This is a genomic window from bacterium (genome assembly GCA_026416715.1).
Lineage (GTDB): Bacteria > UBP4 > UBA4092 > JAOAEQ01 > JAOAEQ01 > JAOAEQ01.
The window spans coordinates 73,626-97,063 of record JAOAEQ010000004.1 but is presented as its reverse complement, the minus strand read 5'-3'; the positions used below and the strand labels follow the sequence as shown (position 1 = coordinate 97,063).

22 protein-coding genes are annotated in these 23,438 nt (G+C 41.2%); 7 read left to right on the top strand and 15 right to left on the bottom strand.

All coding sequences use genetic code 11. The features are described from left to right. The first annotated feature begins 14 nt into the window (after window positions 1-14). The 3 genes from infC to rplT all read left to right on the top strand — a co-directional run bounded on the left by infC (window position 15) and on the right by rplT (window position 1,637). Window positions 15-722: a translation initiation factor IF-3 gene (infC, locus tag N3A72_02685; GenBank protein MCX7918517.1), complete on the top strand. Its 708-nt coding sequence runs from the start codon at window positions 15-17 to the stop codon at window positions 720-722. 227 nt (window positions 723-949) lie between these two features. Further along, complete coding sequence (rpmI, locus tag N3A72_02680) at window positions 950-1,144, top strand: 50S ribosomal protein L35 (protein ID MCX7918516.1); 195 nt, start codon at window positions 950-952, stop codon at window positions 1,142-1,144. A 142-nt stretch (window positions 1,145-1,286) separates the two neighbouring features. After that, a complete protein-coding gene (gene rplT, locus N3A72_02675) occupies window positions 1,287-1,637 on the top strand; it encodes a 50S ribosomal protein L20 (protein ID MCX7918515.1) in 351 nt (116 codons plus the stop codon). Window positions 1,638-2,105: 468 nt separating this feature from the next. Here rplT and N3A72_02670 read toward each other — a convergent pair whose 3' ends face one another. Then, complete coding sequence (locus N3A72_02670) at window positions 2,106-4,847, bottom strand: hypothetical protein (protein ID MCX7918514.1); 2,742 nt, start codon at window positions 4,845-4,847, stop codon at window positions 2,106-2,108. Between the two features lie 220 nt (window positions 4,848-5,067). Between N3A72_02670 and N3A72_02665 the strand changes: the two genes are divergently transcribed. Both N3A72_02665 and N3A72_02660 read left to right on the top strand, forming a co-directional pair. Beyond that, entirely contained in the window at window positions 5,068-6,555 is a 1,488-nt protein-coding gene (locus tag N3A72_02665) for a hypothetical protein (GenBank protein MCX7918513.1), read from the top strand. 39 nt (window positions 6,556-6,594) lie between these two features. Continuing rightward, complete coding sequence (locus tag N3A72_02660; protein ID MCX7918512.1) at window positions 6,595-6,993, top strand: four helix bundle protein; 399 nt, start codon at window positions 6,595-6,597, stop codon at window positions 6,991-6,993. Between the two features lie 73 nt (window positions 6,994-7,066). Here the strand turns inward: N3A72_02660 and N3A72_02655 are convergent, their stop codons facing one another. Beyond that, window positions 7,067-9,595: a hypothetical protein gene (locus tag N3A72_02655; protein MCX7918511.1), complete on the bottom strand. Its 2,529-nt coding sequence runs from the start codon at window positions 9,593-9,595 to the stop codon at window positions 7,067-7,069. Between the two features lie 376 nt (window positions 9,596-9,971). Beyond that, window positions 9,972-12,953 (bottom strand): Ig-like domain-containing protein, encoded by a 2,982-nt coding sequence (locus N3A72_02650; GenBank protein MCX7918510.1) that lies wholly within the window; start codon window positions 12,951-12,953, stop codon window positions 9,972-9,974. Window positions 12,954-13,246: 293 nt separating this feature from the next. Here N3A72_02650 and N3A72_02645 point away from each other — a divergent pair, with 293 nt between their 5' ends. Further along, window positions 13,247-13,597 (top strand): ankyrin repeat domain-containing protein, encoded by a 351-nt coding sequence (locus N3A72_02645; GenBank protein ID MCX7918509.1) that lies wholly within the window; start codon window positions 13,247-13,249, stop codon window positions 13,595-13,597. 110 nt (window positions 13,598-13,707) lie between these two features. Here N3A72_02645 and N3A72_02640 read toward each other — a convergent pair whose 3' ends face one another. The 8 genes from N3A72_02640 to N3A72_02605 all read right to left on the bottom strand — a co-directional run bounded on the left by N3A72_02640 (window position 13,708) and on the right by N3A72_02605 (window position 17,535). Beyond that, window positions 13,708-14,175, bottom strand: a complete 468-nt coding sequence (locus N3A72_02640; GenBank protein MCX7918508.1) for a hypothetical protein — start codon at window positions 14,173-14,175, stop codon at window positions 13,708-13,710. 12 nt (window positions 14,176-14,187) lie between these two features. Then, complete coding sequence (locus N3A72_02635; protein ID MCX7918507.1) at window positions 14,188-14,973, bottom strand: hypothetical protein; 786 nt, start codon at window positions 14,971-14,973, stop codon at window positions 14,188-14,190. Further along, complete coding sequence (locus N3A72_02630) at window positions 14,970-15,143, bottom strand: hypothetical protein (GenBank protein MCX7918506.1); 174 nt, start codon at window positions 15,141-15,143, stop codon at window positions 14,970-14,972. The genes N3A72_02635 and N3A72_02630 overlap by 4 nt, the downstream gene beginning before the upstream one ends. Before the next feature lie 18 nt (window positions 15,144-15,161). Continuing rightward, the gene (locus N3A72_02625; protein MCX7918505.1) at window positions 15,162-15,344 is read right to left on the bottom strand and encodes a type II toxin-antitoxin system HicA family toxin; all 183 of its coding nucleotides are present in this window, start codon (window positions 15,342-15,344) and stop codon (window positions 15,162-15,164) included. Then, window positions 15,341-15,532 (bottom strand): type II toxin-antitoxin system HicB family antitoxin, encoded by a 192-nt coding sequence (locus N3A72_02620; GenBank protein ID MCX7918504.1) that lies wholly within the window; start codon window positions 15,530-15,532, stop codon window positions 15,341-15,343. The genes N3A72_02625 and N3A72_02620 overlap by 4 nt, the downstream gene beginning before the upstream one ends. Before the next feature lie 125 nt (window positions 15,533-15,657). Beyond that, window positions 15,658-15,879, bottom strand: a complete 222-nt coding sequence (locus tag N3A72_02615; protein MCX7918503.1) for a DUF1858 domain-containing protein — start codon at window positions 15,877-15,879, stop codon at window positions 15,658-15,660. Between the two features lie 56 nt (window positions 15,880-15,935). Continuing rightward, window positions 15,936-16,703: a 4Fe-4S binding protein gene (locus N3A72_02610; GenBank protein MCX7918502.1), complete on the bottom strand. Its 768-nt coding sequence runs from the start codon at window positions 16,701-16,703 to the stop codon at window positions 15,936-15,938. A 127-nt stretch (window positions 16,704-16,830) separates the two neighbouring features. Then, on the bottom strand, window positions 16,831-17,535 hold the full coding sequence (locus N3A72_02605; protein MCX7918501.1) for a Crp/Fnr family transcriptional regulator: 705 nt from the start codon (window positions 17,533-17,535) through the stop codon (window positions 16,831-16,833). Between the two features lie 200 nt (window positions 17,536-17,735). On the opposite strand from N3A72_02605, the gene N3A72_02600 reads away from it, so the two are divergent. Further along, window positions 17,736-18,524: a hypothetical protein gene (locus tag N3A72_02600; protein ID MCX7918500.1), complete on the top strand. Its 789-nt coding sequence runs from the start codon at window positions 17,736-17,738 to the stop codon at window positions 18,522-18,524. A gap of 85 nt (window positions 18,525-18,609) precedes the next feature. On the opposite strand, the gene N3A72_02595 is transcribed toward N3A72_02600, so the two are convergent. The 4 genes from N3A72_02595 to N3A72_02580 all read right to left on the bottom strand — a co-directional run bounded on the left by N3A72_02595 (window position 18,610) and on the right by N3A72_02580 (window position 23,375). Further along, the gene (locus tag N3A72_02595) at window positions 18,610-20,352 is read right to left on the bottom strand and encodes a carbon starvation protein A (GenBank protein ID MCX7918499.1); all 1,743 of its coding nucleotides are present in this window, start codon (window positions 20,350-20,352) and stop codon (window positions 18,610-18,612) included. 160 nt (window positions 20,353-20,512) lie between these two features. Continuing rightward, on the bottom strand, window positions 20,513-21,022 hold the full coding sequence (locus N3A72_02590; GenBank protein MCX7918498.1) for a C4-type zinc ribbon domain-containing protein: 510 nt from the start codon (window positions 21,020-21,022) through the stop codon (window positions 20,513-20,515). 3 nt (window positions 21,023-21,025) lie between these two features. Continuing rightward, complete coding sequence (locus N3A72_02585) at window positions 21,026-21,484, bottom strand: PTS sugar transporter subunit IIA (protein ID MCX7918497.1); 459 nt, start codon at window positions 21,482-21,484, stop codon at window positions 21,026-21,028. 142 nt (window positions 21,485-21,626) lie between these two features. Next, entirely contained in the window at window positions 21,627-23,375 is a 1,749-nt protein-coding gene (locus tag N3A72_02580) for a DUF1957 domain-containing protein (protein MCX7918496.1), read from the bottom strand. Between the last annotated feature and the right edge of the window lie 63 nt (window positions 23,376-23,438).

The following is a 23,438-nucleotide window of genomic DNA, read 5'->3' as shown; positions in this document are numbered from 1 at the left end:
AACCGAGAGTAAGAATTAATACGTATATTCGCGCAAAAGAGGTGCGGGTGATTGGTCCTGACGGGGTACAACTCGGGATTCTTCCGCTCCAGGAAGCGTTAAATAAAGCACGGGAAGTAGGGCTCGATTTGGTTGAAGTATCTTCGCAAGCGGTTCCGCCGGTATGTCGTATTATGGACTACGGCAAGTATAAATTCGAAAAAGCGAAACGGGAAAAAGAAGCGAGAAAGAAACAGAAAACAATTAAAGTTAAAGAAATTAAAATGGGACCGAACATTAGTGAGCATGATTATCAGTTTAAACTACGGCATGCACGAGAGTTTATAACCGAAGGAGATAAGGTACGGGTAGCGATTGTATATCATGGACGACAGATAACCCATCAAGAAATCGGTCAGAAAGTTATGACACGGTTTATCGAAGATATTAAAGACCTAGCGATACCAGAGCAAACGCCACGAATGGAAGGGAAAGAATTAACCGCAATTTTTACTATCAACCCACTGATTAAAAAACAACTGAAAAAGACTGAATCGCCAGTCAGTTCTTCTACCGATGCAAGGAAAAAAGTTGCGGTTGATACCCCTGCTCCTGTTGGAAACAATCCGGTACCGAGTGTAGTCGAACCTCTGAAACCGTTAATACCGGAATCGAATTCGAATCAAGCGGTTGACCCAGCGATATCAACTCATCAGGAAACAAATTTGAATTCGGTTCAATAGCATGTTCTATTTTCAGAGGGTAGCAGAAATAATCCCTCTTAAATCAGCGTTATTCCCCCTAACATAGCGCTAGGATTATAAGGGATAGATTTCTGCATTATCTCCATTATTTATTTCGTTTAGGAAGGAGTTAAACCGCAGGCGTAACGTAGGGTTCAATGTTCAAAACACTTACAACGGGATTGATAAATCAAGACCCTACTTTAACGTTATCCTGCATTTCTATTATGCCAAAACTTAAATCACATCGTGGAGCGAAAAAACGGTTTAAACTTACCGCAACCGGTAAAATTAAACGGAAACGAGCGTATCTACGTCATCTACTGGCTGCGAAATCGAAACGGCAGAAACGAGCGTTACGGAAACCAGGGTATGTTTTTAAAGGGGAAGCGAAAACAATTCGTACCTTGATATCAGTATAGTTTATTTATGATGTATGGTAAATGGTGAAGAGTTAACTGGTTATTAGGTTAAAACAAATTGTAAAAAATTTGGTAATTTAGCTTGGTTAACTTATTAAGCCATTTAACCAGGTTTTATGTTGAAAGGAGAACGATAACTTATATGGCTCGAGTTAAAAGCGGGTATGTTAGTCACCGCAGAATGAAAAAAGTCCTCAAATTAGCGAAAGGATACCGTGGCGCGAAAAGCAAATTGTATCGGTCAGCAAAAGAAGCGGTAATGCGGGCTGGTCAATATGCGTTTCGAGATCGAAAAGCGAGAAAACGCGATTTTCGGTCATTATGGATTGTTCGAATTAACGCAGCTGCTCGCTCCAATGGGATAACCTATCGTGATTTCATGGCTGGACTTAAAAAAGCGAAGGTTGGATTAGACCGGAAAATGCTCTCAGAAATTGCTATTTCTGACCCAGCAACATTCACGAAACTGGTTGAATTAGCGAAAAAAGCATAATTCGGTTAATATCTTAATATTGTAGTCGAATCTAAAAATCAGTTTATCCGATAGATAAACTGATTTTTTTCTTTTAGAGAGCAAGGAGAAGCGGCAACAAATATCACCATCGGTTAAGCAGGGAAATATTGCACCAGGAAAATTCAGGTTTCAAACAATTTCTTTTGACATACCCTCTTCGTGTATATACTTGTACTTGGAGTCGGAAGGACTCTATATGCTTCTCGAACGTATTTTTCATTCATTTTTTTGCTTTGTAGTTTTTAGTGTTATAGCTTATCCTGATACCTTCCTTTGAACAATCGGAGCTAACACCTGATGGAGAACCCAACGTGAAACGAAATAGCGTAGTCGGTGAAACGATAGGGCTCCATGTGTTAATACCTTGATCGCATATACTGATGAAAGTCTTATTCAAGGTTGAATAGAATCAACTACTGCAAGATAGATGGCTATTACTAACCATTTCTATTTGACGGCTTGCCAGAGTTGAGTTGGGACGGTTGTAGTGGTATAGGTTAATCGATACGCATGCACTTCATTCGGGTTAAGGATGCATTGGAATTGAACGGTTTTTTCAATGATATTATATTGTAAAGGAATGAACGTATTATCGAATAACGCAACGAGGTGCAGGTTCGGCAATTCGCTATCCTGAATCCCTAAATCCGGATAGGTTATGGTAACCGTTGTCGTTTGAACGCTTGCGGTCGCATTTTTTGCGGTATAATAAATATTATACGTTGACCAATTGCCGAACCGTTCAATGCGGACTGAATCAACGGAACTCGTCGCAAACGGTATCGGTTCCCATCCGGCGCGATTTAATGTTTTAATTATCGGGATATATTTAATAAACAGTTCTCGGTCGCGTTCATAGAGTTCCGGATGCAGGAAATAGCGGACTGGTGCGCCATACGTCAGACCACCGCCAGCGGAACTTATCCCCGGATATGAGCCATAGAACAATTGATGTTTCAGATAGGTTTCAATTTCATCTTTGGTTAAAAATCTCGTTTCCCAGAATTGGAGTAGGTTGGTATTAACTTTCTGATAACATAAGGTTCTTCGAATCGCAATATCCGATTCCGGCTCAGTAACATTCCATACTTCCGACCCAAGGATATCCAATAGATGCGCGTAGAACCGATATGCAGTCGGAAAGATATTCCCCATAACCTTTTTCCCTTGCGCATGAAGATAATTTCCTAGCCAATCGAGATAAGCATACTGCTGGAGTTCGCTGGCGATAATCGGTTTCCCTTGCGTATCCGAGAACGTTAGCGGGAGTGTCACCGTCGAAAAATGACTATACCGATAATCGCTTACTCCACCCATACTACTCCCGACTAAAATCGAATCGACATACATTCCGCCAGTTGCGTCCGCAGCACGATAATCTACAGAATACGTTTTATATGCTGTTCCCATATTCGGCTGAGGGAGATTCATATCCGGATTCGTTGGCCAGAACTGGTTCCAGGAACTCGACCCGCTCCATTGATGCCAGAAATAGCTGCTCGCATCGATTTGAAATCTGCTAGAATCATCAAGATATCCGGAATTGATTATCGCTTGTGCGGTATACCATCGTGGTGCGTTATTCCATTTTAAGCTGGAGCCGGTATCTGCTGCCCAGGCATATAACCGAGCAGTACGTTCGTCATAACTCGGTTTGGTAGTAACATATCCCCAGCCCATCCACGCGCCCCATGGCTCGTGATAATGATAGATTTCGATTCCGAGCTGATTGCAGGTATCGATAACCGTTGAACTCTGCGGATTAGTTTCATAGAATTTAAATCCGAAATCTAGCGGATTCTGAACGACTGTTGGTGCTATCGGATATTCCCAGCAACCTTCATCTCCGGTTCGTTTCATAAAATATTCCGGATAGAGCGCATAATATTTTTTCGCTGCGGAACGAAATCCCCAGTTCGGCGTATCGAGTTTATAGAGAATGAAATGGAACGTCGCTTTCCCAGCGCCGAGGAGTAGAGTTGCAGGAGATATTGCCAAATCGAATTGAATTCGTAAACCAATTGGTCGGCAGTAACTGGTATTCTGGATACGTGGTTCAGTCATCGGAACGGCAAGAGAGATTCCACTAGTTGCATCTGTGAGTGCGGTGAATGGATATATCGCCACTTTTCGATTTTGTATCGTAACCGTGTTTTCGTAAGCAGTTTTGGAAGTATCGATATTCCGCTGGCGGTAAATATCATCGAACCAGTTCCAACCGGTCGCATCAATCGGCAAAGTGTAATATACCTTAAAAAATCGAGTGGTTAACGGACTGGAAGTATCCTGCAGTTCGCCATCAACTCGGATACATTCCGAGAGTTGCGTATAAGTTAAGGTTATCGATAAATTTTTACCCGGTGGATTAAGCTTGAAACCAAACTGGTTCGGTTGTCCAGTTCCAGTTAATTGCGAATATATCGGCAGTTCATTCTCCCATTCAATCCCGCTGGTTTTCCAGATTTCAAGGTTATCGATATTGACATAATAATCTCCGCCGTTCCAGTAGCGGAGCGAAATCGTGATATATTTCACTCCTTCCGGCATAAGATATTCGTACCGAAACTGTTCCCAGGTATCCGGAAGAGTATTGCTCATCCCGCAAACGAAATGCGCTTTCGACGTTCCGCTATAACCCCAGCCGGTCGGCGGGGTCGTGGTTTGCGTTATATCAGTTGAATTCGCATCAAAAAGCCGAATGCAGAATATATATTTGCTAGTCGTATCCGCAGATTTCCCATACCAACTTATTTGATATTTCCCTGAACTGACTGGCAAAAGCTGGTTGAACGCAATCCCTGCGCCGGGAGTAGTTCCATTCCCGAGTTTGAGATATTGGGAATTGCCAAGTCCACCACTGGTTATCCAACTATAATAGAGCGTTCCGGTCGTCCAGTTATCATTCTGCGCATTCGACCATAGCGGGAGATTGGTTTCGAAACTATGCGTGAATAGGTTGGTAGTTGAGGTTACCGAGTGTCCTTCGATAATCGACAGTCCGCCGGTTGTATTGCCAAATAACGGAAGCGAACGTCCATCAATGGTAATCGCTGCAAAGCTCCCATCACTATTTGAAAACTGTAAGGTTAACCCATCTTGGGTGGTAATATCAGTCGCTAACAGGGATTGCGATAAAAGGTGACAATGCGCAATAATTAAAAAAATCAGCACTATTTTACTTGACTTCATCGTATATATATCTATTATATCTAAAATTCCTTATTATTAGCGAAACTAGGTATTATCTCTGAAGAGAACCTTGAGAGGAACCAGTGTGGGTTAAAGGCACACTGGTTCCTCTCCGTTACTACTTCTTTATCCTTATCAAGCAAATTGTCCCTATCTAGCAAAATAATTGATATAAATGATATAATTTTTCTTAAATAAACTTTAAGAAAGGAATTCGATTATGAGAAGAAGACTACCATTATTTGTTTTAGGTTCATTATGGCTAATACTTATTTTAAGCATAACAAATTTTATATGTTTCGGGGAGGGGTTAGAATTGAAATCGCAAATTGCTGCTTTAGAAGAAAAAGGCGAATTTGCTATCGCGAAACAATTAGTGCAAGATGAAATCGCAAAAGGAACTTTATCCGCAATCGAGAAAAAAGAACTTCTCTGGGAAATCGAACGACTCGACCGGATTAAAAAAGATTATTCGTTAACCCGAGAAGAGTTGTTGAGAAGATTACAATTGCGGATTGCGAATTTCTCTGAAGATGAATTAGCGAATTGGGAAGCAGAAGGGAAATTCGATGTAAAAATTATAGATGGGGAAAAATATTACCTCGGATCGAGTGTAAGCAACCTGATTTGGCGATATCCGGAAATTGCGGCGCGAGAAATAGCGCCGAAAAGTGATACCTACGATAAATCCGTCTGGAAAGAGTATTTAAAAATTCGGAAAGCGGCGGAGAAATCGCCGTATGACCGATATATCTACCCAAAAAAATATAGAGTTAAAATGACGATAACCGTTAAATCGAATGAAGTCCCAGCAGGGAAAACCGTTCGCTGCTGGATGCCGTATCCGGTAGCTCGACCGCAACAGCAAGACCTGCGGTTTATCCGGTCGAATCCGGCGCCGAAATGGATTGGTGAACCTGACCAAGATATGCGTGCAGTTTATTTCGAGCGGGTAGCGGAAAAAGATAAACCGACGGTATTCGAGCTCGAATATAGATTTAAAGTATACTCGGTTTATACCCGAATTGACCCGAATAAAGTTGTCCCATATCAGCGCGGGAATCCGGCTGTAGATAAATTTCTTGAAGAACAGCCGCCGCATGTGATGTTTATTCCCGAATTCCGGAATATTTCACAAGAGATTGTCGGAAATGAAACTAATCCTTATTGGAAAGCGAAGAAAATTTATGATTGGATTGGGACTAATATCCTATATAGTTATGCGCATGAATATTCCACGATTCGCAATATCAGCGAGACGACGTTCAAACGACGCTATGGCGATTGCGGGGAAGAAGCGCTGCTATTCATTACGCTCTGCCGAATGAACGGGATTCCTGCGCGATGGCAGACCGCTTGGACGATGTATCCTACCCGGGAAGGGTCGGGGATGCATGATTGGACAGAAATCTATCTCGACCCGTATGGCTGGGTGCCAGTTGACCCACATCGGGCGATCCATTTCACGCGGTATGCCGTCGGTTTAACTGATGACCAGAAACGGGAACTCCATGATTTCTATTTCGGGAACATGGATCCATATCGGCTGGTGGCAAACAAAGACCACGGTGTTCCGCTTTATCCGCCGAAAAACGCGGTGCGATCAGATACTGTTGATTTCCAGCGCGGTGAAGTTGAGTATGATGATGTGAATCTATACTACGGCCAGTTCTCGTATAAGATGGAAATTAAGCAAACGCTTTGGTAAAACATTTAACGAAAGAACGGAAGAACGGAAGAACAAAAAATGAATACGGTTTTTCGCTTTCGAGAATTTCCGGTATATAAAGATGCACGAGAATTTCGTAAACAATTAAAAGAGCTTAGTCGAAAAAAGTTTCCAAAACAAGAACAATATAATTTAACATCACAACTTTGGCGAGCGTTAGATTCGATTGTATTAAATATTGCTGAAGGTTCAGAACGATATTCAGATACTGATTTTAGTCGTTTTTTAAATAATGCATTAACTTCGGTAAATGAGGTTTGTGGTTGTTTAGATTGTGCTTTAGATGATAGATATATTGATATAGAAGAACATAAAGTCTATCTTTTACAAGCAGAAAATCTTATCCGACAACTAAAAGCTTTCTCCGCCAAAGTTAGAAGTAATAAAAAATCTATAGTTTACGATTTTTTACAGTAATTAGAAATTTTTCAGATTATTGCTTTTATGTTATTTGTATTTTCGTTCTTTCGTTCTTTCGTTCTTCAGTTAGTCATTCCATTAGAATAACATCATAATATTTTGCGGGTTCTTTTCCCCAGCCAATACCCGGCGCTAGTTCTAGCCATCCTTTGCGGAGTCCGGTATCATTATCATTTAGAATAAAATTGAATCCGAAAATTCTACCCGATTCGAATGTTAACGGAAGAACCACTTCTTCTGGAATCATCAGTTCGTAAATTAATCCTTTCCCATCAGCTTTTTGCTTGATGGCTACCTGAACTTTCTCCGGAACAACTGATTCGATTCGCCCCGCAGGATAATGTCCCGCAGCGAGATAATTTTTCCCGTCTTTCGTCAAAGCAATTTCAAACTCGAAATCGTTATTATCGAACCCTGTTTTCGGCTCGGCATCGTTTAAGCCGTCAATAGCGATTTGTAACGAATCCTGATCCCAAACCGTTGGCGGAGTCGCAAGGATAATTTTATCATCAGTAACATCTATTGCGAGATATAATTTACCTGGAGCCCAAGCGAGATACGCTGTTGCGGTAATATCTCCCGAACCGGTATACGCATTCTGGTTAAAGAATTCTACTTTCAAATTCTGCGGCGTGATAGTCGGTTCAGTCCAATCCGATAATTCGCCGTCGATCGTTATTGTTTTCGTTGCTTTTGGAACTAAAATGAATGTATAGGTTTTATCTGCGGTCGCAGAATACCCTGACCCGATGAATGTTACGGATAGTTGATACGGCGTAAACGATTCTATCATGTCCGGGTCGTAGCTAAAAGAATATATCGCTGTAGTTTGCGTAGCGAGTTTAACCGGTAACGACCATTGATGGTCAAACGGTTGAACGAGTGTAACCTGCAACGTTCCTTCAACTTCCTTACCGGAATAATTCTCGAGCTGAATGTCAAATTTCGGCGGAATAGAACGTTGAACAGGCAGAAATTTCAGTTTAATCGGATTAACAATTTCAACTTGCTCAAAAACCGTTATATTGCCGATATCCGGACTTGAATACTTAATTACCAACTCTGTTTCTCCTAATATCGAACAATCAGATTTGGAAAGCGCAATAGATATTTCTTTCTTTTCATTCGGTGCTAATTCGAGAGATAACGATTTGTGCGTTAAGTCTAATTTCGGTTTATTGATATAGACGAGCACTTCACCACGTAACGCTGTGCTTAATGGATTATAGAACCGCAGTTTAATCGTGTTCTCGGATAAATAAGCGAGCTGTCGGTAGGATTCATTAAGTTGAACGAATTGCGATTGCAAAAGAATTTTTTCGCCGATACCTTCGAGATAAATCGGGGCATCGGTCACTTTAATCTGAATCTGGTTGTTCTCATCAACTTTAAGCAATTTGCGGTCGCCATGCAGGTTGTGAACGAGAACCGTATTTGCGCCGGGATCAAAGGTAACCGTTTTCTCCTTGTTATCATCAGTCCAAAGAACGAGCGTAGCATGCGGGAGTTTGGTATAGGGATATCCTTTCGCAGTAAAAAGAGCTCCATAAACTTCCGGCGATAATTTTAGATTACCATAAAACTGCTTTCCGTCAAGCATTTCGGTCATCGTTCGATACGCATAAAATGCAGGTTTGGGGTCAAACGACCGATGCGCAATTCCACGGAATGACGTACCGTCAGGCGTGTTCGGGTCATCAGTCCAATCGAGCATAGTTAATTCGAAAATTTTATCTACACCAGCACTTAACCAGCATAAATGACTGCGAACAATCCATTTCGCCTGCTGTTCTTCCGAAATCCCTGCTGGACCGGTATAATATCCGGTTTCCGTCATCCAAATTGGCTTATCATCACCGAATTCTGCCATAATTTTCCGAATCAGGTTAATTTCGTTCTGGATATACCGTTCCGGTGGATTTTGGCCGTAAGTATGATACGAAAGCGCATCGAAATATCCTTTCGCTCCGTGTTGATACATCCCACGCAGAAACGATTCATCAACGCCAGCTAACGCGCCAGCGACAACGATACAGTTCGGGTCAGCGTTTTTCGCTGCAATATAACATTCTTTCAGCAACGCAGCATAATCCGCAGGGTTCGGTTTCGGGCTCCAGAACGGGAGAATGTTCGGTTCATTCCAAATTTCCCAAGCATGAACCGTATTCCGATATCGGCTGACCAGCAAATAGGTATATCGGGCAGCAAGTTTCCGTTCCGATTCAGTTATCGGCGCTTCGCTATGTTGCCAAGCAGAACCATAGCAGATTATCGGAAATAGGTTTATTCCATATTTCCGATACTGTGCAACGACTTGGTCTGGAAACTCCCAATCGAACCGACCTTGACTGGTTTCGATACTACTCCACCAGAAATCTTGCCGAGCCCATTTTGCGCCAGTTAAATTGAATAGCTGATGATGTTTGGAACCAAACTCCCATTTATCCGCAGAATGCCGCATATGGAAATAACTCGCACCACCGAGCCCGAATGGCGAATCGAATCCCGGCGGTGGATTTTTCAGCTCCGCAAGAGATAGCGAGAAACAGAACATTAACATAAAGGAACATAAAAAAACTATGGTGTTGATTCGTTTCATAATCGCTCCTTGTTAAATAATTAAATGATTAAATAAACTTTGTATACTCTAGGGTTTCAGCAGATGATTGTTTTATTTTAAATTGATATTGTACAATAGAAAGATAGGAACTGCTAGTGAAGAAATTTATAATTTGAAGTCCAACGAACACAAAATCACCAGGATAGCTAGATTCTTTATCTCGACTGACAGAGTGAAAAGGAAACCCTAATTTACATTAGTTATTCTCTCTCCATATAGACACAGCAAAATTGGTAAAGGGTAAAATTGGTTAAAATGGGTTTCTACATAAAAAAAATAAAAAAGAGCAAGTTGGCTGTTTTTCAACTTGCTCTTTTTATTTGGTTACCTAATATTTAATACTTGGTGTTTAGTTTTAGAATAAACTATGGTCCCAGTATGCTGGAAGGTCTTGGTCAATCCATGCTTCAACATCATCGAAATACATCGTTTGCGTTGGTTTCCCGCTCGGATTGATACCGACTAACTGAATTGAATTATATCCGGTTATTGGCGTATATCCGAACCGGAGTTGACGCCATTCGCCAGGAGTCCATTTTCCAGGTTGTAGGATAGCGTTTCCACTTTCGATAACTTTCGTTCTAGAACTATTCATACTATAGAAATAGAGATATACTTTCTGCGAATTCGATTGCGACCCGGCTTCGCTATATACCCAAACTGAAACCGCAGCATTTTTCTGCCCAATCCCTTGGAAATTCGATAAATCTATATTCTGGCTGATTTTCGCTTTCTGCCCGCTAGCTTGGATTCCACGCAGGAGCTGCCAATGGTTCGCTGAACCGCTATTATAAATATCCCACGAACCAGGCGCAGTCGCATCGCCATACGATTCAATCAGCCAATTATTCAATCCGTCATAGAAACTATGGTTATATATTCCGATAGTATTAACGCCACGACATTGATATACTTCCGGTGGCGCTGGATACATATAGATATCATCAATATACATACTACCGGTAACCGCACTATTCGACGGATTTATCGCAACCACCTGAACGCCAAGTATCGTTCCGGTCGCATAATACGATATTTTCATGGTTTTCCAGACATTGGCAGAACCAAACCCGCCAGCTCCAGGTGCAATCACCTGATTTGCGCAGGAAATGATTGCCGTATTCTGACTGAGTTCTTGGAGATAGAGATACGCTTTCTGCTGTTTCGCCGGATTCGAAATATCAGTTGCGACTTTCGCTTCTGCGGTATACCATCCTGGTTCGGGAACGGTAATAATTTGCGTTAATTTCGCTTTCTGTCCTGGTATCTGTTCTATCCTCAATACCCCGCTTTGACTGCCAAATGATGAAAGCCAAGATAATGTACCGGTACCAGTTCCATCACCATAAATTTCATAGAACCATTTACTGGTATCACTGGCAATAGTAAACCGACTATATGTATTAGCTATTTCATAGACATTAACCAGTTCTTTTTCCCAATCATTTGCGGTTGAAGTATACACTTTAACGACAACTTGTGCAGAACCTTTTAAAGCACTGGTAGCACTGATTTTCAAAGTATCTCCGGAAAAAGATACAGTTAATTTCCCGATATCAGCGCTATTACTATACCGAACTGTATCTACGGAATATTGCGCGGGACCAACAGGTGCACCGAGGTTCAGGAAATAGTCAGATAACTTTAAGTCACAATTAGCGATTTTCCTTCCATTATCAACCAATGCAGTCGGTAATCTTCCGTTAAACACATAGCTAGAATATTTTAAAACCGATTTATCACTGCCATAACCCGCTGCGGTAAAGGTTACTGTATCTAATCCCGGAGTCCATTGTAACGGAGTTAAATAATCGACAAATGCATTACTATCAATCGTAATATTTGCAAACGTAGTATACGATGACCACGTCCAATTGGCTAGCCCCCACGGTCCCAGAAAATATCGGTGTAATTGTATTAAGTCCAGTTCAGACCGAGCGATATTGAGTCGAATATCCGGAATATTCCCGATATGTTGTGTCGTATAACTTCCGCTCGTCATAGGAAGTATATTACCAGCTAAATCCATAAACCGCCACTCATCGTCATCGTAATTCGGATTTAATGTCCACCGGACGACATTAGATGACGGTAGCGGATATTGATATGTATAGGTTATGGTTCTTCCGTCCGAACTCCACGAATAAGTTATCCCGTCGGTATATCCCCCTTGCAAATCGATAAGAGAACTTATCCACATTGGTTCACTGAACGTGAACGATAGTGTTCGTTGTGTTGTCGAAACATTATACGCACCGTTCGCTGGATTCGATGCAACTAAATATGGTGGAGTCGAATCGCCAGTCGGCGGGTTCTGTAACGTAATATTAACATTGCTCGTGGTAGCGTTAGCCGCCACGTTTATCGGAGTCGGATAATAGATATTCCCGCCATACATACCCATCGGTTCGTGACCAACATCAGGAAACCCGTTTCCATTAATATCCATAACCGCCGCAGCATAATAGGTTCCCGGCGCGAGGTTTGATACCGTATATTGTCCCGGAGCAGTTATCATTCCGAATCCAACAACGGTGTCGAACATTTTATCTCTAGAAAGAAATATACCAATCCGACCGGTGCTACTACCGAGGTAGGTTATCGTTCCTTTAACCGCACCAACACTATAATTCGACCCCGTGGCAAACGCACCGTTAACCGGAAATAATACGTTCCCTGCTAAATCTTGAAATCCCTGCAAAATCCAGTATAGGATAGTATTAGCGGGTAAGTTACGGTCTGAAGTATACGTTATCGTTTTCCCATCTGTTGACCAAGAATACGAAAAATTCGCGGTGAAATTGGTGAACTCCATATCATGGTTAATCCACATCTTTTCACTGAAGGTAAATGAAAACGTTCGCGTGGTCGTAGCGACATTCACCGCACCAATTGCTGGATTCGTTGAAACCAATGTTGGTGGCGTTTTATCGCCGCTCGGTGGATTTTCGATAGTAACATTAATATTGGGGGTATTACCGCCACTGGTAACCGTAATTGGAGTCGGTTGATAAAATCCGCCATACGCTCCCAGCGGTTCATGACCGAAATCTAAATCATGGTTACCGTTACAATCGATAAATGCTGCGAGATAATAGGTACCTGGAATCAGATTACTAACCGTATATTTCCCTAACGTAGGTAAATAAACAAACGAAGTCGGGTCACCATAAAACGGCGTGTTGAATATCACCAGAAAAATAGCGCCGGAACTACTCCCACTATACGATACCGTTCCGGAGAAACCGCCAGGCAAGAGAAGTTCATCCGCAATAGCAAAAATACTCAAACAAAATAATGCACCTAATATAATAACTCCTAACCTTCGTTTAATCATCAGAACATCCTCCGTTGCATAAATATATTATCTAACCAACGAAAATCAAGCGAGATTCCGCTGATTATGATGAGATAAGTATATAGTTCTTTTTATCGTTCAATCAGGAAAAATATCTACCTTTGATGAAACCGGCTAGATTCAAGAGAGACTATGTAGTTATATTATAACAAGTGATTCATAATGCAGTCAAATTATCACCAATCATCAGCACGAATCATCAGATTGCAGGCAAGTCTAGTTTTTGATAAAATATCAAATAGTACAACTGCCTTTTAACAAGATTACAAAAAATGGCTCCATATTCTTCATTTTTATTTACGAATGATATAGACCCAATACATCGTCGCCATGAAAATTTAGGGTTAGAAGAATTGAATCGGTGTATTAGCGTTGGGAATATTGCGCGTATCGAATATTTGATTGATAAAGGAATTGATATAAACGCAACGGATGCGTTAGGATATACCCCGCTAATGAAAGCGGTTCGATTCGGGAATTTAGAAATTGTTAAACTTCTCTTAAAACATGGCGCGAAATATACCATTAAAAACCATGCGGGGTTAACTGCATTGCAATACGCAATACAAATGAATCGGCAGGATATTCGCAATGTATTACAAGATGCCGGTGCTATAGAATAATATTTATTGATTGGTCAATATAAAAACACAAAGTTTGCAATAGATAGGTTCATTTGATATTGAGCATCGGGAATTTGATAGTTGATAGATATATCGGTAAACCAGCAGTGTTACTTCGGTGGTAGTCGGTGCTTTTGTAGCCGTTGGAGATGCAGTTCGTTCAGTTGCTTATATATTCTTTCAACTTCTGAAATGATTTCTGTTCGATTCCCACCTTTCGCTTCTATTTGCTCGAGAACATAAGCTACTGCTTTCTCATAATCCCGCTTAAACTTGAGGTTAATCTCTTTCCACGGGATATTAGCTAATAGGCCAACGATTTTGTTGTCGTAGGTCAATTTCCCTAGTTTCAAAAGAACAGCTATAATCGGATATCCAATATATCCCTGCCAATAAGAAGCATTATCATTCGAGCTGAACGATTGCATATCCGCTGACCATTCGATATCATAAACTTTTTCCCGAGTCGAAGATAGTACTTGAGCATTAGTCGCGCCGATGATATTAACCCGCTGGTCAGCAACCGCACTTAATGCTTCATAAACTTTCGCTATCGGCGGCATCTTCCAAGAAGACATACGAAACCCTTTTTATTCAACCGGTATTTTCGGACATATAGCCATGATAGGACACCCCTCGTGGTTTGGCACCTTCGCATGGCACCAATTCTTACCGATAGTCCAAGCACCTAGATCAAGAGCAGCCGGATAATTTGGACTATGTAATCGAGCAGCAAAAACGGAACTGCCTGCGCCTGGGGATAATCCCGTCCGTTGAAAAACCCGTTCCACATGAACATCTGGTTTTACATCAATGTCTCTTAAATCATCTACGGTAAGTTCAATATTCAAATATCGATGGAGAAGGTTAATCGTCATATTAGCTATTCCTTCTCCAACTCCACGAATCCGACGTAATGTCCGATAAATTTCACGAACTGAATGGCCTATCCATAAATTTTCTGCTTTTCCACCGAATTCATTGGTGATTATAGTTGCAAGTTGGATGATTGTGTATGGAGCATCATTAGTATATCTCGGTCGCACTGGTAGATGATATATTACCTGACTCAATTCTTCTATAGACATTTTACTGAATCGTTCCGGATCTAGATGTCCGCATGCTTGTTTTAAAAAATACGGTATACGCCAGATGATTTCGGAAGGCATTCCTCTATCAAGGCAACAAGCGATGAGAAACGCAAAATTGTCACAATAAACGAGCTCATCAGCTTCAGGTAAGCCAGTGCTAAATCGTGGAAGGCTCTGACCAAATTCAATTATTCGAAGCGTAATCTGATTTATTAAATTATCTGATAAGTTAATGACGCTAATTTGTGGACTTATAACAAGTGGTTCAAATTTCCAATACCTCATACTTGGGCTGAGTTAATGGCTTGCTGAATGTTGCTAAATGGACCATACCACTCATTCTCGTCAAGTTTCTGATGTCCATGCATGCCACGACCACCTTTACAGGCTCCGCAAGTTTCTTTATGGAGTTTCGCTGCAGGAGTTACTTTATCGTGGTAAATAAAGTAATACATATAACACCTTCCTTCTTACTAAGATGAATCTTTTAGCATCTTAATAATATGTTTGGCTAGGTTATCATTGATATCTTTATGTCTAGGGATCGGTTGCGCAGCTCGTGTTCTAGGGTTTTGATACCAATCATGTTTCCCTCCATGTCGAATAAAAATGCAACCCATAGCTTCGATTTGCCGGATTAAATCGATTCGTTTCATGCCAGTTCTAGCTCCGCAACTCTACGAACACACGGAATCAACCCACTTGTTAATTCCTTATATAAATCCTTTAAATTTTCCTGAAGTTCCTCTAGTGTCTCTCCTTGAGTCATATAGTCTGGATACTCTTCTAAATATCCTAGCCACATATCCTCATCTTGCCAATAAACATATTTTTTTGTATCCATGAAAAACTCCTCTACTTCATTTAAACTCCTAAAAATTATTATATATCATACAATCTATAATGTCAATTTTTCTATAAAAATTTTATAAGAGCATTTGAATTCTGAAGATAAAATTTGCGGGTAGCTTATTTCTGTTTTTTTAGAATAGCATTAATTTCCGCAACAATGAGATTTGGGTCAAGATTATGCATCATTGCCCCGAATTCAATTGATTCCATTTTCATCCCCGGGCAGCTGAAACAAGCGGTACCAAAATATTTCGCTATCACTCGTTCCGCTTCCGGACACACTTTCAATATTTCGCCGATAACGGTATTCTTGGTTATTTTAAACGTGGTGTCTGGCATAATTCGGTCTCCTCCTTCCAATGATAAGAATACGGGGTAAACTATCAATCCCTATTTTATTCTTTCCTGATTTCACCTTTGATACTAATAGTAATCGTTTCAAACGGGATATTTCGCTGACTCTTGCGGATAGCTTCATTTGCAATTCGCACTAACCCGAAACAGCAGGGCACTTCCATATGAACAACTTTTAAGCTTTTGATATTCCCGTGGAGGATAATCTGAACGATTTTCTCTCCATACGGTTGAACATTATCCAGTTTTGGACAAGCGATAGCAATAGCGTTATGTTTCAGAAAATCCTGATGGAAATTCGCATAGGCGAACGGAACACAATCAGCAACGAGTATCAAATCCGCATGCTGGAAATATGGTGCTGAGGGAGATACTAAATGCAGCTGGATAGGCCATTGCCGTAATTCGGAATTAACTGTCACTTTTTCAAGGGATTGTTTCGGCGTAGTCTTCCATTGAATGATTTGCGCGGAAGGACATCCGCCAACCGCTGGATGAGCATGTGCTAGCGGTAATTCTGTAGCATGCGCCTGTAGATGCGCAATATGTTTCTGCAATAATTCCGGCGATTGTTCTTTTATATGAGCGATAACCCCTTCTTCATCATATTCTTCGGTAATCCGCTCTTCAATTCGGAGCGCATTCTGCGGGCATTCACCTAAACAAGCACCTAATCCATCACAGAAATTCTCTTTAACCAATTTCGCTTTTCCATTCACAATCTGCAAAGCTCCTTCCGGGCAGGACGGTATGCATAATCCGCAGCCGTCACATTTTTCTTCATCAATGGTAATAATTTTACGGTTTATTTTTGCCATGGGTAGCCCTTTCATAAGCAAAATATATTAATGTTGTTCATCAATATTAGGCTAAAGTGTGTGGTGAAAGATATGATGGATATCATATCGCAAAAAATATCTGGCAGATTTGGAAAAGCTACCTCTGCTGTACAATCTGCTGGAGAGCTGTAGGATTGAGAATAGAGATTCTCCCGTGAGTCGTTTTAATCCAACCGGATTTTGTAAATCGACTCATAACCCGTATTGCGGTTTCTACTGTGGTACCAACCATATCCGCAATATCTGCTCGAGTAAGAATAACATTTAATTTAATCCCATCTTTAAAATTCGGGATTTTTGGCCGTTCTCGAAGTTCCCGTTCCATAAGTTTTAAAAGGATAGCCGCTATTCGCGTCTGCACGCGTTCGATTGCAATAATCCGCATCAACTCATGCGCATCTTTTAACCGCTGGCCGAAGTAGGTAAGCGCCTGTTGCGCAAGTGCAGGATATCTCGCGAGCAATGTAAAAAAATCGTAGCGAGTTAGTTGTAAAACTTCTGTCGGTTCCATAGCTTGTGCAGTTGCCGGATACGTGGTTCCATCAAACACGCCAATTCCACCGAAAATTTCTCCGGGTGAAATCACTTCAAGCATTAATTCTTTCCCACGAGCAGAATTTTTGAGAATCCGAACTTTTCCATCATAAACGAGATATAGCCATTTCGCTACGTCGCCTTCGTTAAAAATAATCTGTCCACGATTAAATTTCCGGTGTTGGAATAGCTGCGATAATTGCCGCAGTTCGTTTATTGGCACTACGGAGAATATCGGATTCTTTTTTAACAATGCTATGATGGTCATGTTGAAACTAAACGAACAATAAATGAACTCGGATTTTTTCTATTTTCTGGTCTATCGTAACATACAGAAATCACGCAAGTCAAAATCATTATTGCTCAATTTAGAACATTTACGATACAATATTCTTTAGATAGTTTATGCATGATATCCATCTGCAATTACATTCTGTTTATTGATAACAATAATAAAGGAATACATCTATGCGGAAAAAAACGATTTCGATTATTATAGCAACAACAATGTTCGTTTCTTATAGTATCGCTGCACCTAAAAAGGTTAATTCAACACCACTAACGAAATCTACAACTCTATCACAACCCGCACCGGTACCAGTCGAACCGATACGACCGGTTATCCCTGGAATAATCGATGCGTTCCAGTCACCATTTCTATATGTTTACGGAACTCAGTCCGACGATATTCAGGAAACCCGGTTGTTGAAACGAACAGTAGAAGATGTGATACGGTTCTGGAAACTCGGCCGAGACCGCGACGAACAGTATAAAGCTGATACCGAAGTAACCTGGTCGGATATAACCAGTTATCATTTACTTCTTTACGGGAGCCCCTCATCAAACAGTATCATTCGACAGATTTATAAACAGTTACCGATACTGATCGACCCACCGGCAGTAGTTGCGGGTAAGAATCGGTTTACGAACGATGGGATTGGCGTGATTATGATTCATCCGAACCCGTTATATCCCAAAAAGTATGTTGTCGTTTATTGGGGTAGTAACCGAAAAGCGACTCGCTGGATTAACTCTGTTCCTTATGGGAAAACTGACTATGTTATTTTTGATGAACGGTCGTTTCTCCTTCCTAAAGTTGAACAACCAGAACCGCCAGTGGTGGAAAAAGGTATGTTCGATAAGACCGACCCAGCACATTGGAAGTATGTTCCTCCAATCCCAGAAGTTACCCAACCTAGTGCACCACATCAAACTGGAACGCAACCGCCAATTCGTACTGAAACCAGCTTCGAATAACGGTATGCAAGGGTGACGGTTTATCGATAACCTACTTCTGTAACCGATGTACGTTAAGTTGCCGGATCTGCTGATACTCGAATCCTTATTCACTAATTTTTACGGGTAGTTTTCTAATCTTACGTAACGCGAGAGCTACTACTCCAAATGATAAAGCGAGAAGTAATATATCTGCTGAGATCAAAATATAGTTTTGGGTTGGAATATATTTTTTAGTGAGCAGTATGATGAGCGAGATGGTTGTGGTTGCCATCATAAAGCATGCGGGTAGTATGGTTACCCAAATCTTTTTCCCATTCAGCAACAACCACGAAGAAACAGCAATTAGCGTTAACGCAGCTAATAGTTGATTTGCGGTACCAAAAATCGGCCAGAGCACTTTAAATTGGTTCGTATAACAAAGGAAAAACATTAAAATTACCGATAATCCTGCATTGAACCAATACGAACGAAGTAGTGGTACCGGTCGGTGAAACAGTAGTCCCCAAAGTTCTTCGAAAAGATATCGGTTCAAACGCACTGCTGTATCTAGCGTGGTGATAATGAACCCTTCTAACATCAGGATACCGAATATCGTCCCATACGCAGTATGGATTCCTAATCCATCATGGAGCAATGTTCCCATTCCAACTGCAAATGCTAGAATCGGGTTATCCTTACCAGCAACTCCTGGAAAAACAAACTGTTTGAAATCGATAAATGATAACCCTGCAGCAACTGCAGTAAACGCACATATCGCTAGAACCGATTCTAATAGCATTCCAGCAAATCCGACTCGTTTTGCGGCAGTTTCATTGCTCACCTGTTTACAGGTTGTTCCGCCAGCTACTAGAGCGTGAAACCCCGAAATCGCTCCGCAAGCGACAGTGATAAACAACATCGGCCAAATCCAACCGAGGTTCTGGATTCCTTCTGCAATATTAAACATCGGGAAATTGAATTGAAGTCCAAGCGCTGTTCCACTAACTATTGCTATGAACAAGATAACGATGCCAAGATATAGAATATGGACATTAATAAAATCGCGCGGTTGTAATAGTAACCAGACCGGTATTCCAGCGGCAAATAATACATAAACGCTAATAATCACCTGCCACCATCGAGGAGTCATGGTTACTGGAATATACATACCAATAATGATTGAAGTTACACCAACGACTATTGCAATTATGGACATTATCCATGGACGAGCCGCTTTTTTATAGAGGAAGAATCCAGCTACCGGTGCAAATATAGTCATAATGATTACTGAAGTTGATGCAATTCCGCCAATTCTCGCTTTAACCACGCCATCCTGCGTTAGGGTATAGAGCATTGTTTGCGATTCCGGCAACCGCAATAATGATATCGGTACCAATGAACCGAGTGCTTTTGCAGTCAAATCGAGAAACGCTGCGGTAACTAATAATATCATCACGATAGTAAACGAAATAAAAAGAACAAATCCAGGTTTCCCTAAAGTTTTATGTGCAACTTCTGCCATTGACTTTCCGCCTTCTCGTAAACTAACGAAAATAGCTGTGAAATCATGCACCGCACCAATAAATATCCCACCGAATACAATCCATAACCAGACCGGGATATAGCCGAAAATTAACGCTACCGTCGGACCGATAATCGGACCGGCACCGGCGATTGAAGCGAAATGATGCGCAAATACTACGCTGAGTTTACTCGGAACATAATCTCTTCCATCGTTACGTTGTTGTGCGGGAGTTATTCGATTCGGGTCAAGACCAAGTACTTTGTTGGCAAGATAATTTCCATAAAATTTGTAGGCGACCCAAAATAATGGTAATGCGATAAGGAGTGGGATGCCGATATTCATATGGATACTTAAGAACTAATAAACGGAAAAACACAGAAATTCAATTCAATATTATTCAATGCTCAGTTTATATATTACTCACTCGTTTTTCCTGCTCTTTGATATGAATTTTAGATGTTAAACCGAAGATATGTTAGCGTATAGTCGGTTTGGATTGGTTTTATAACGGCGTCTGGGTTTTATATTTCGGTTTCCGCCCGCGTTTTGATTTCGGTTTCGGTTGTTCTTTAATCACCATTTTCTGCGGGTCAAGTAAGTAGAGGATACGACCGCAATTCTCACAATAGACTAGCCGTTCTGCTTTTTGCAGCGCAACAATCAATCGCGAAGACACAATCACGCGACATCCATAACAAGCATTTTCTACCACTGGAACCACCGCAAACCCGTTATATCGTTTCTGGAGCCGTTCAATACGGGATAGTAACGATAAATCGTTAATAATATTATTCCGAATAACATTTTGTACTTGTTCTCGTTCTTTGAGATGAGATCGACGAACTTCATCGAGTTCTTTTCTACTCGTTTCGTCGGAAGTTAAGGCAAGTTCTTTATCAAAGATTTCAATTTCTAAATCGAGGTTTTGTAACCGAATAATTGCAGTAAGTAACGTTTTTATGGTTGAAGGTTTAGCTGGTCCTGATTTTGATGAAACGGTTTGTGTCTCCATTATTTATTCTTGTTCAGCAATATTAAATAATTCAATAATCTCTTTCGGAGTTTTCGCCGCGCGTAGCGCTCGACGAAAATCGTAGTTTTTAAGCAGACGCGATATTTTCGCTAACGTTCTTAAATAGATACCACTCGCATTCTGCGGTGACGCAATGAGGAACAACAGATACGCAGGATTGTTATCTAACGATTTAAAGTCTACCCCAGTTTCCGACCGACCGAACGCTATCACTAACTCTTTAATCGTATCCGTTCTTCCATGGGGAATCGCGATGCCATCCCCAATACCCGTCGTTTCCAATTCTTCTCGTTCAATTATGGTTTTAAGAAATTCTTCTTTATCAGTTATTTCTTTTGCGCTCGCAACCAGGTCAACTAATTCTTTTATAGCGTCTAATTTCTCTTTACTTTGGATATTAAGATTGATGAGATTCTCTTGCAGGATATTCGCGATTTTCATATACTATTTATACTCCTTCATCGAACTATATATCATACTAAAAAAACCTGCTTCTCGCAAATCCGTCTTTTTTCTTTACCCGACTCAACAACTATATTTAATGTCATAGATAACCTTCTACCCTTTAGCGTACTATTTTTATCTACGCGGGATATTCAACGTTTTTAAACCAATTTAAGTCTATTTCCGGGAATATCCGGTTCTGCTTCTGACAATCCTGCAAAAATATCCATTCTCCAGCATCAATTTCTTCACCTTCACCAATTCGAATCGCTAAATCCCGCAACCGAGCGAAATTGGTATAATGTTCACTTACCCGCATCTCCGCATAATCTCGCGCTGACCATGTCGAAATTAAAAACTGCCAGTCTGAACTTTGCAGTAATAACAATTCCCGAGCTGCTTGTTTTAATACTTCTTGTAATGCTGGACGTTGCGTTCGACTATATAGTTCTAACAAATCCTGCATTTCGATTTCAGCATCATAGATATGTTTCCAAGTCCACGTAGTCCATTCATTTAACCAGATATAATGGAATCCACCTTCTCCCCACGACCCTTCCGGAATCGAGATAACCATTTGTGGTTTCGCGATATCAAGATATTCGCTAGCCGTGGTGAGATATATCCCGGTCTGTTCCGCAGTTTCAGCGATTTTCTTGAGAACTTGTTTGACCCATTGCGGTCCTTCAAACCACCAATGCCCGAATAGCTCGGTATCAAACGGCGCACAAAGTATTCCCGGTTTACCAGCTCGGTTATATTCTTCAACCAGGAGCGTTTGAATTAATTCGACAAAATGGTTAGCATTTTCTGGTACCCGCTGCATTGCCATAACCGGGTCATATTCTTGTTTATCCGCTAAATCCGCTTTCGCAGAAGTTACTTTCCAATACCGATGTCCACCCGGAAAATGTTTTTTATGAAAATCAAGATAATTTCCATCGCCAGGATACCCCCATTCACCGGACCAAACCTGCAAGCCGGATTTCGGGTCGCGAGTTAACACCGCTACCGGCTTTTTCCCTTCCGGATACGAACTGACTAAATACGCTTGATACGGCGATTTCTCCTCATCTTCCGGTAGTATCTGATATTGACTAGCGAAAACGCCCCAGAGTTTTTTTAACGCTTCAAACCGTTGCAGATACACGCCAATCGCTTTCCCACCTTTTAATAAATGCGAATCGATAATAAAGAAATTTAATCCATTCTCGGATAGGAACTCTTCAACTCCTTTTCGCATATACGGCCGTTTTCCAGCCGCTGACGGAACTGGAGGCGTCCACATATACCGCGGGCGATATGCGCATTCGGGAAGCCAAATTCCGCGTGGCAGTTTCCCAAAATGTCGCTGATGCGCAGCGAGCGCGCACTTGACCTGCGCTTGAATGCTAGTATCCTGACTTAACAATGGGAAATATCCATGGGTAGCTGCGCAGGTGATGATTTCAATATGTCCGTCATCCTGCAGTTTGCGGAATTCAGCGACAATATCCGATTGATATTTATTCTGGAAATGATCGAGTGTTCGTTCATAGAACTTCTGCCAGAATTCAGCGAGATGCGCTAGGTTACCGCGATGATACGCACTGAATTTGCTCCGGTCGGCAATCGCCGCTGCAATTTTAGTTTTCAAATACTCGACAAATTCAGGTTTGAATTCCGGGTCGGATAATTGCTCGGCAAGAACTGGCGAGATATTAATAGTTATTTTGGGAGATATGCCATTTTCAACGAGCTCGTTTAAAACATCTAACAGCGGGATATACGTTTCAGCGGTCGCTTCATTTAACCAATCGGTTCCATGCGGCCAACGACCGTGTCCTAAAACATACGGCAGATGAGAATGAAAGACAAATGCAAAATACCCTATCGGTGTTCTCGGCATAAAACGTCTATTTTTCGGGATAATATAAATTTTAGCATAGACTTATTCTTAAAAGCAAACTAT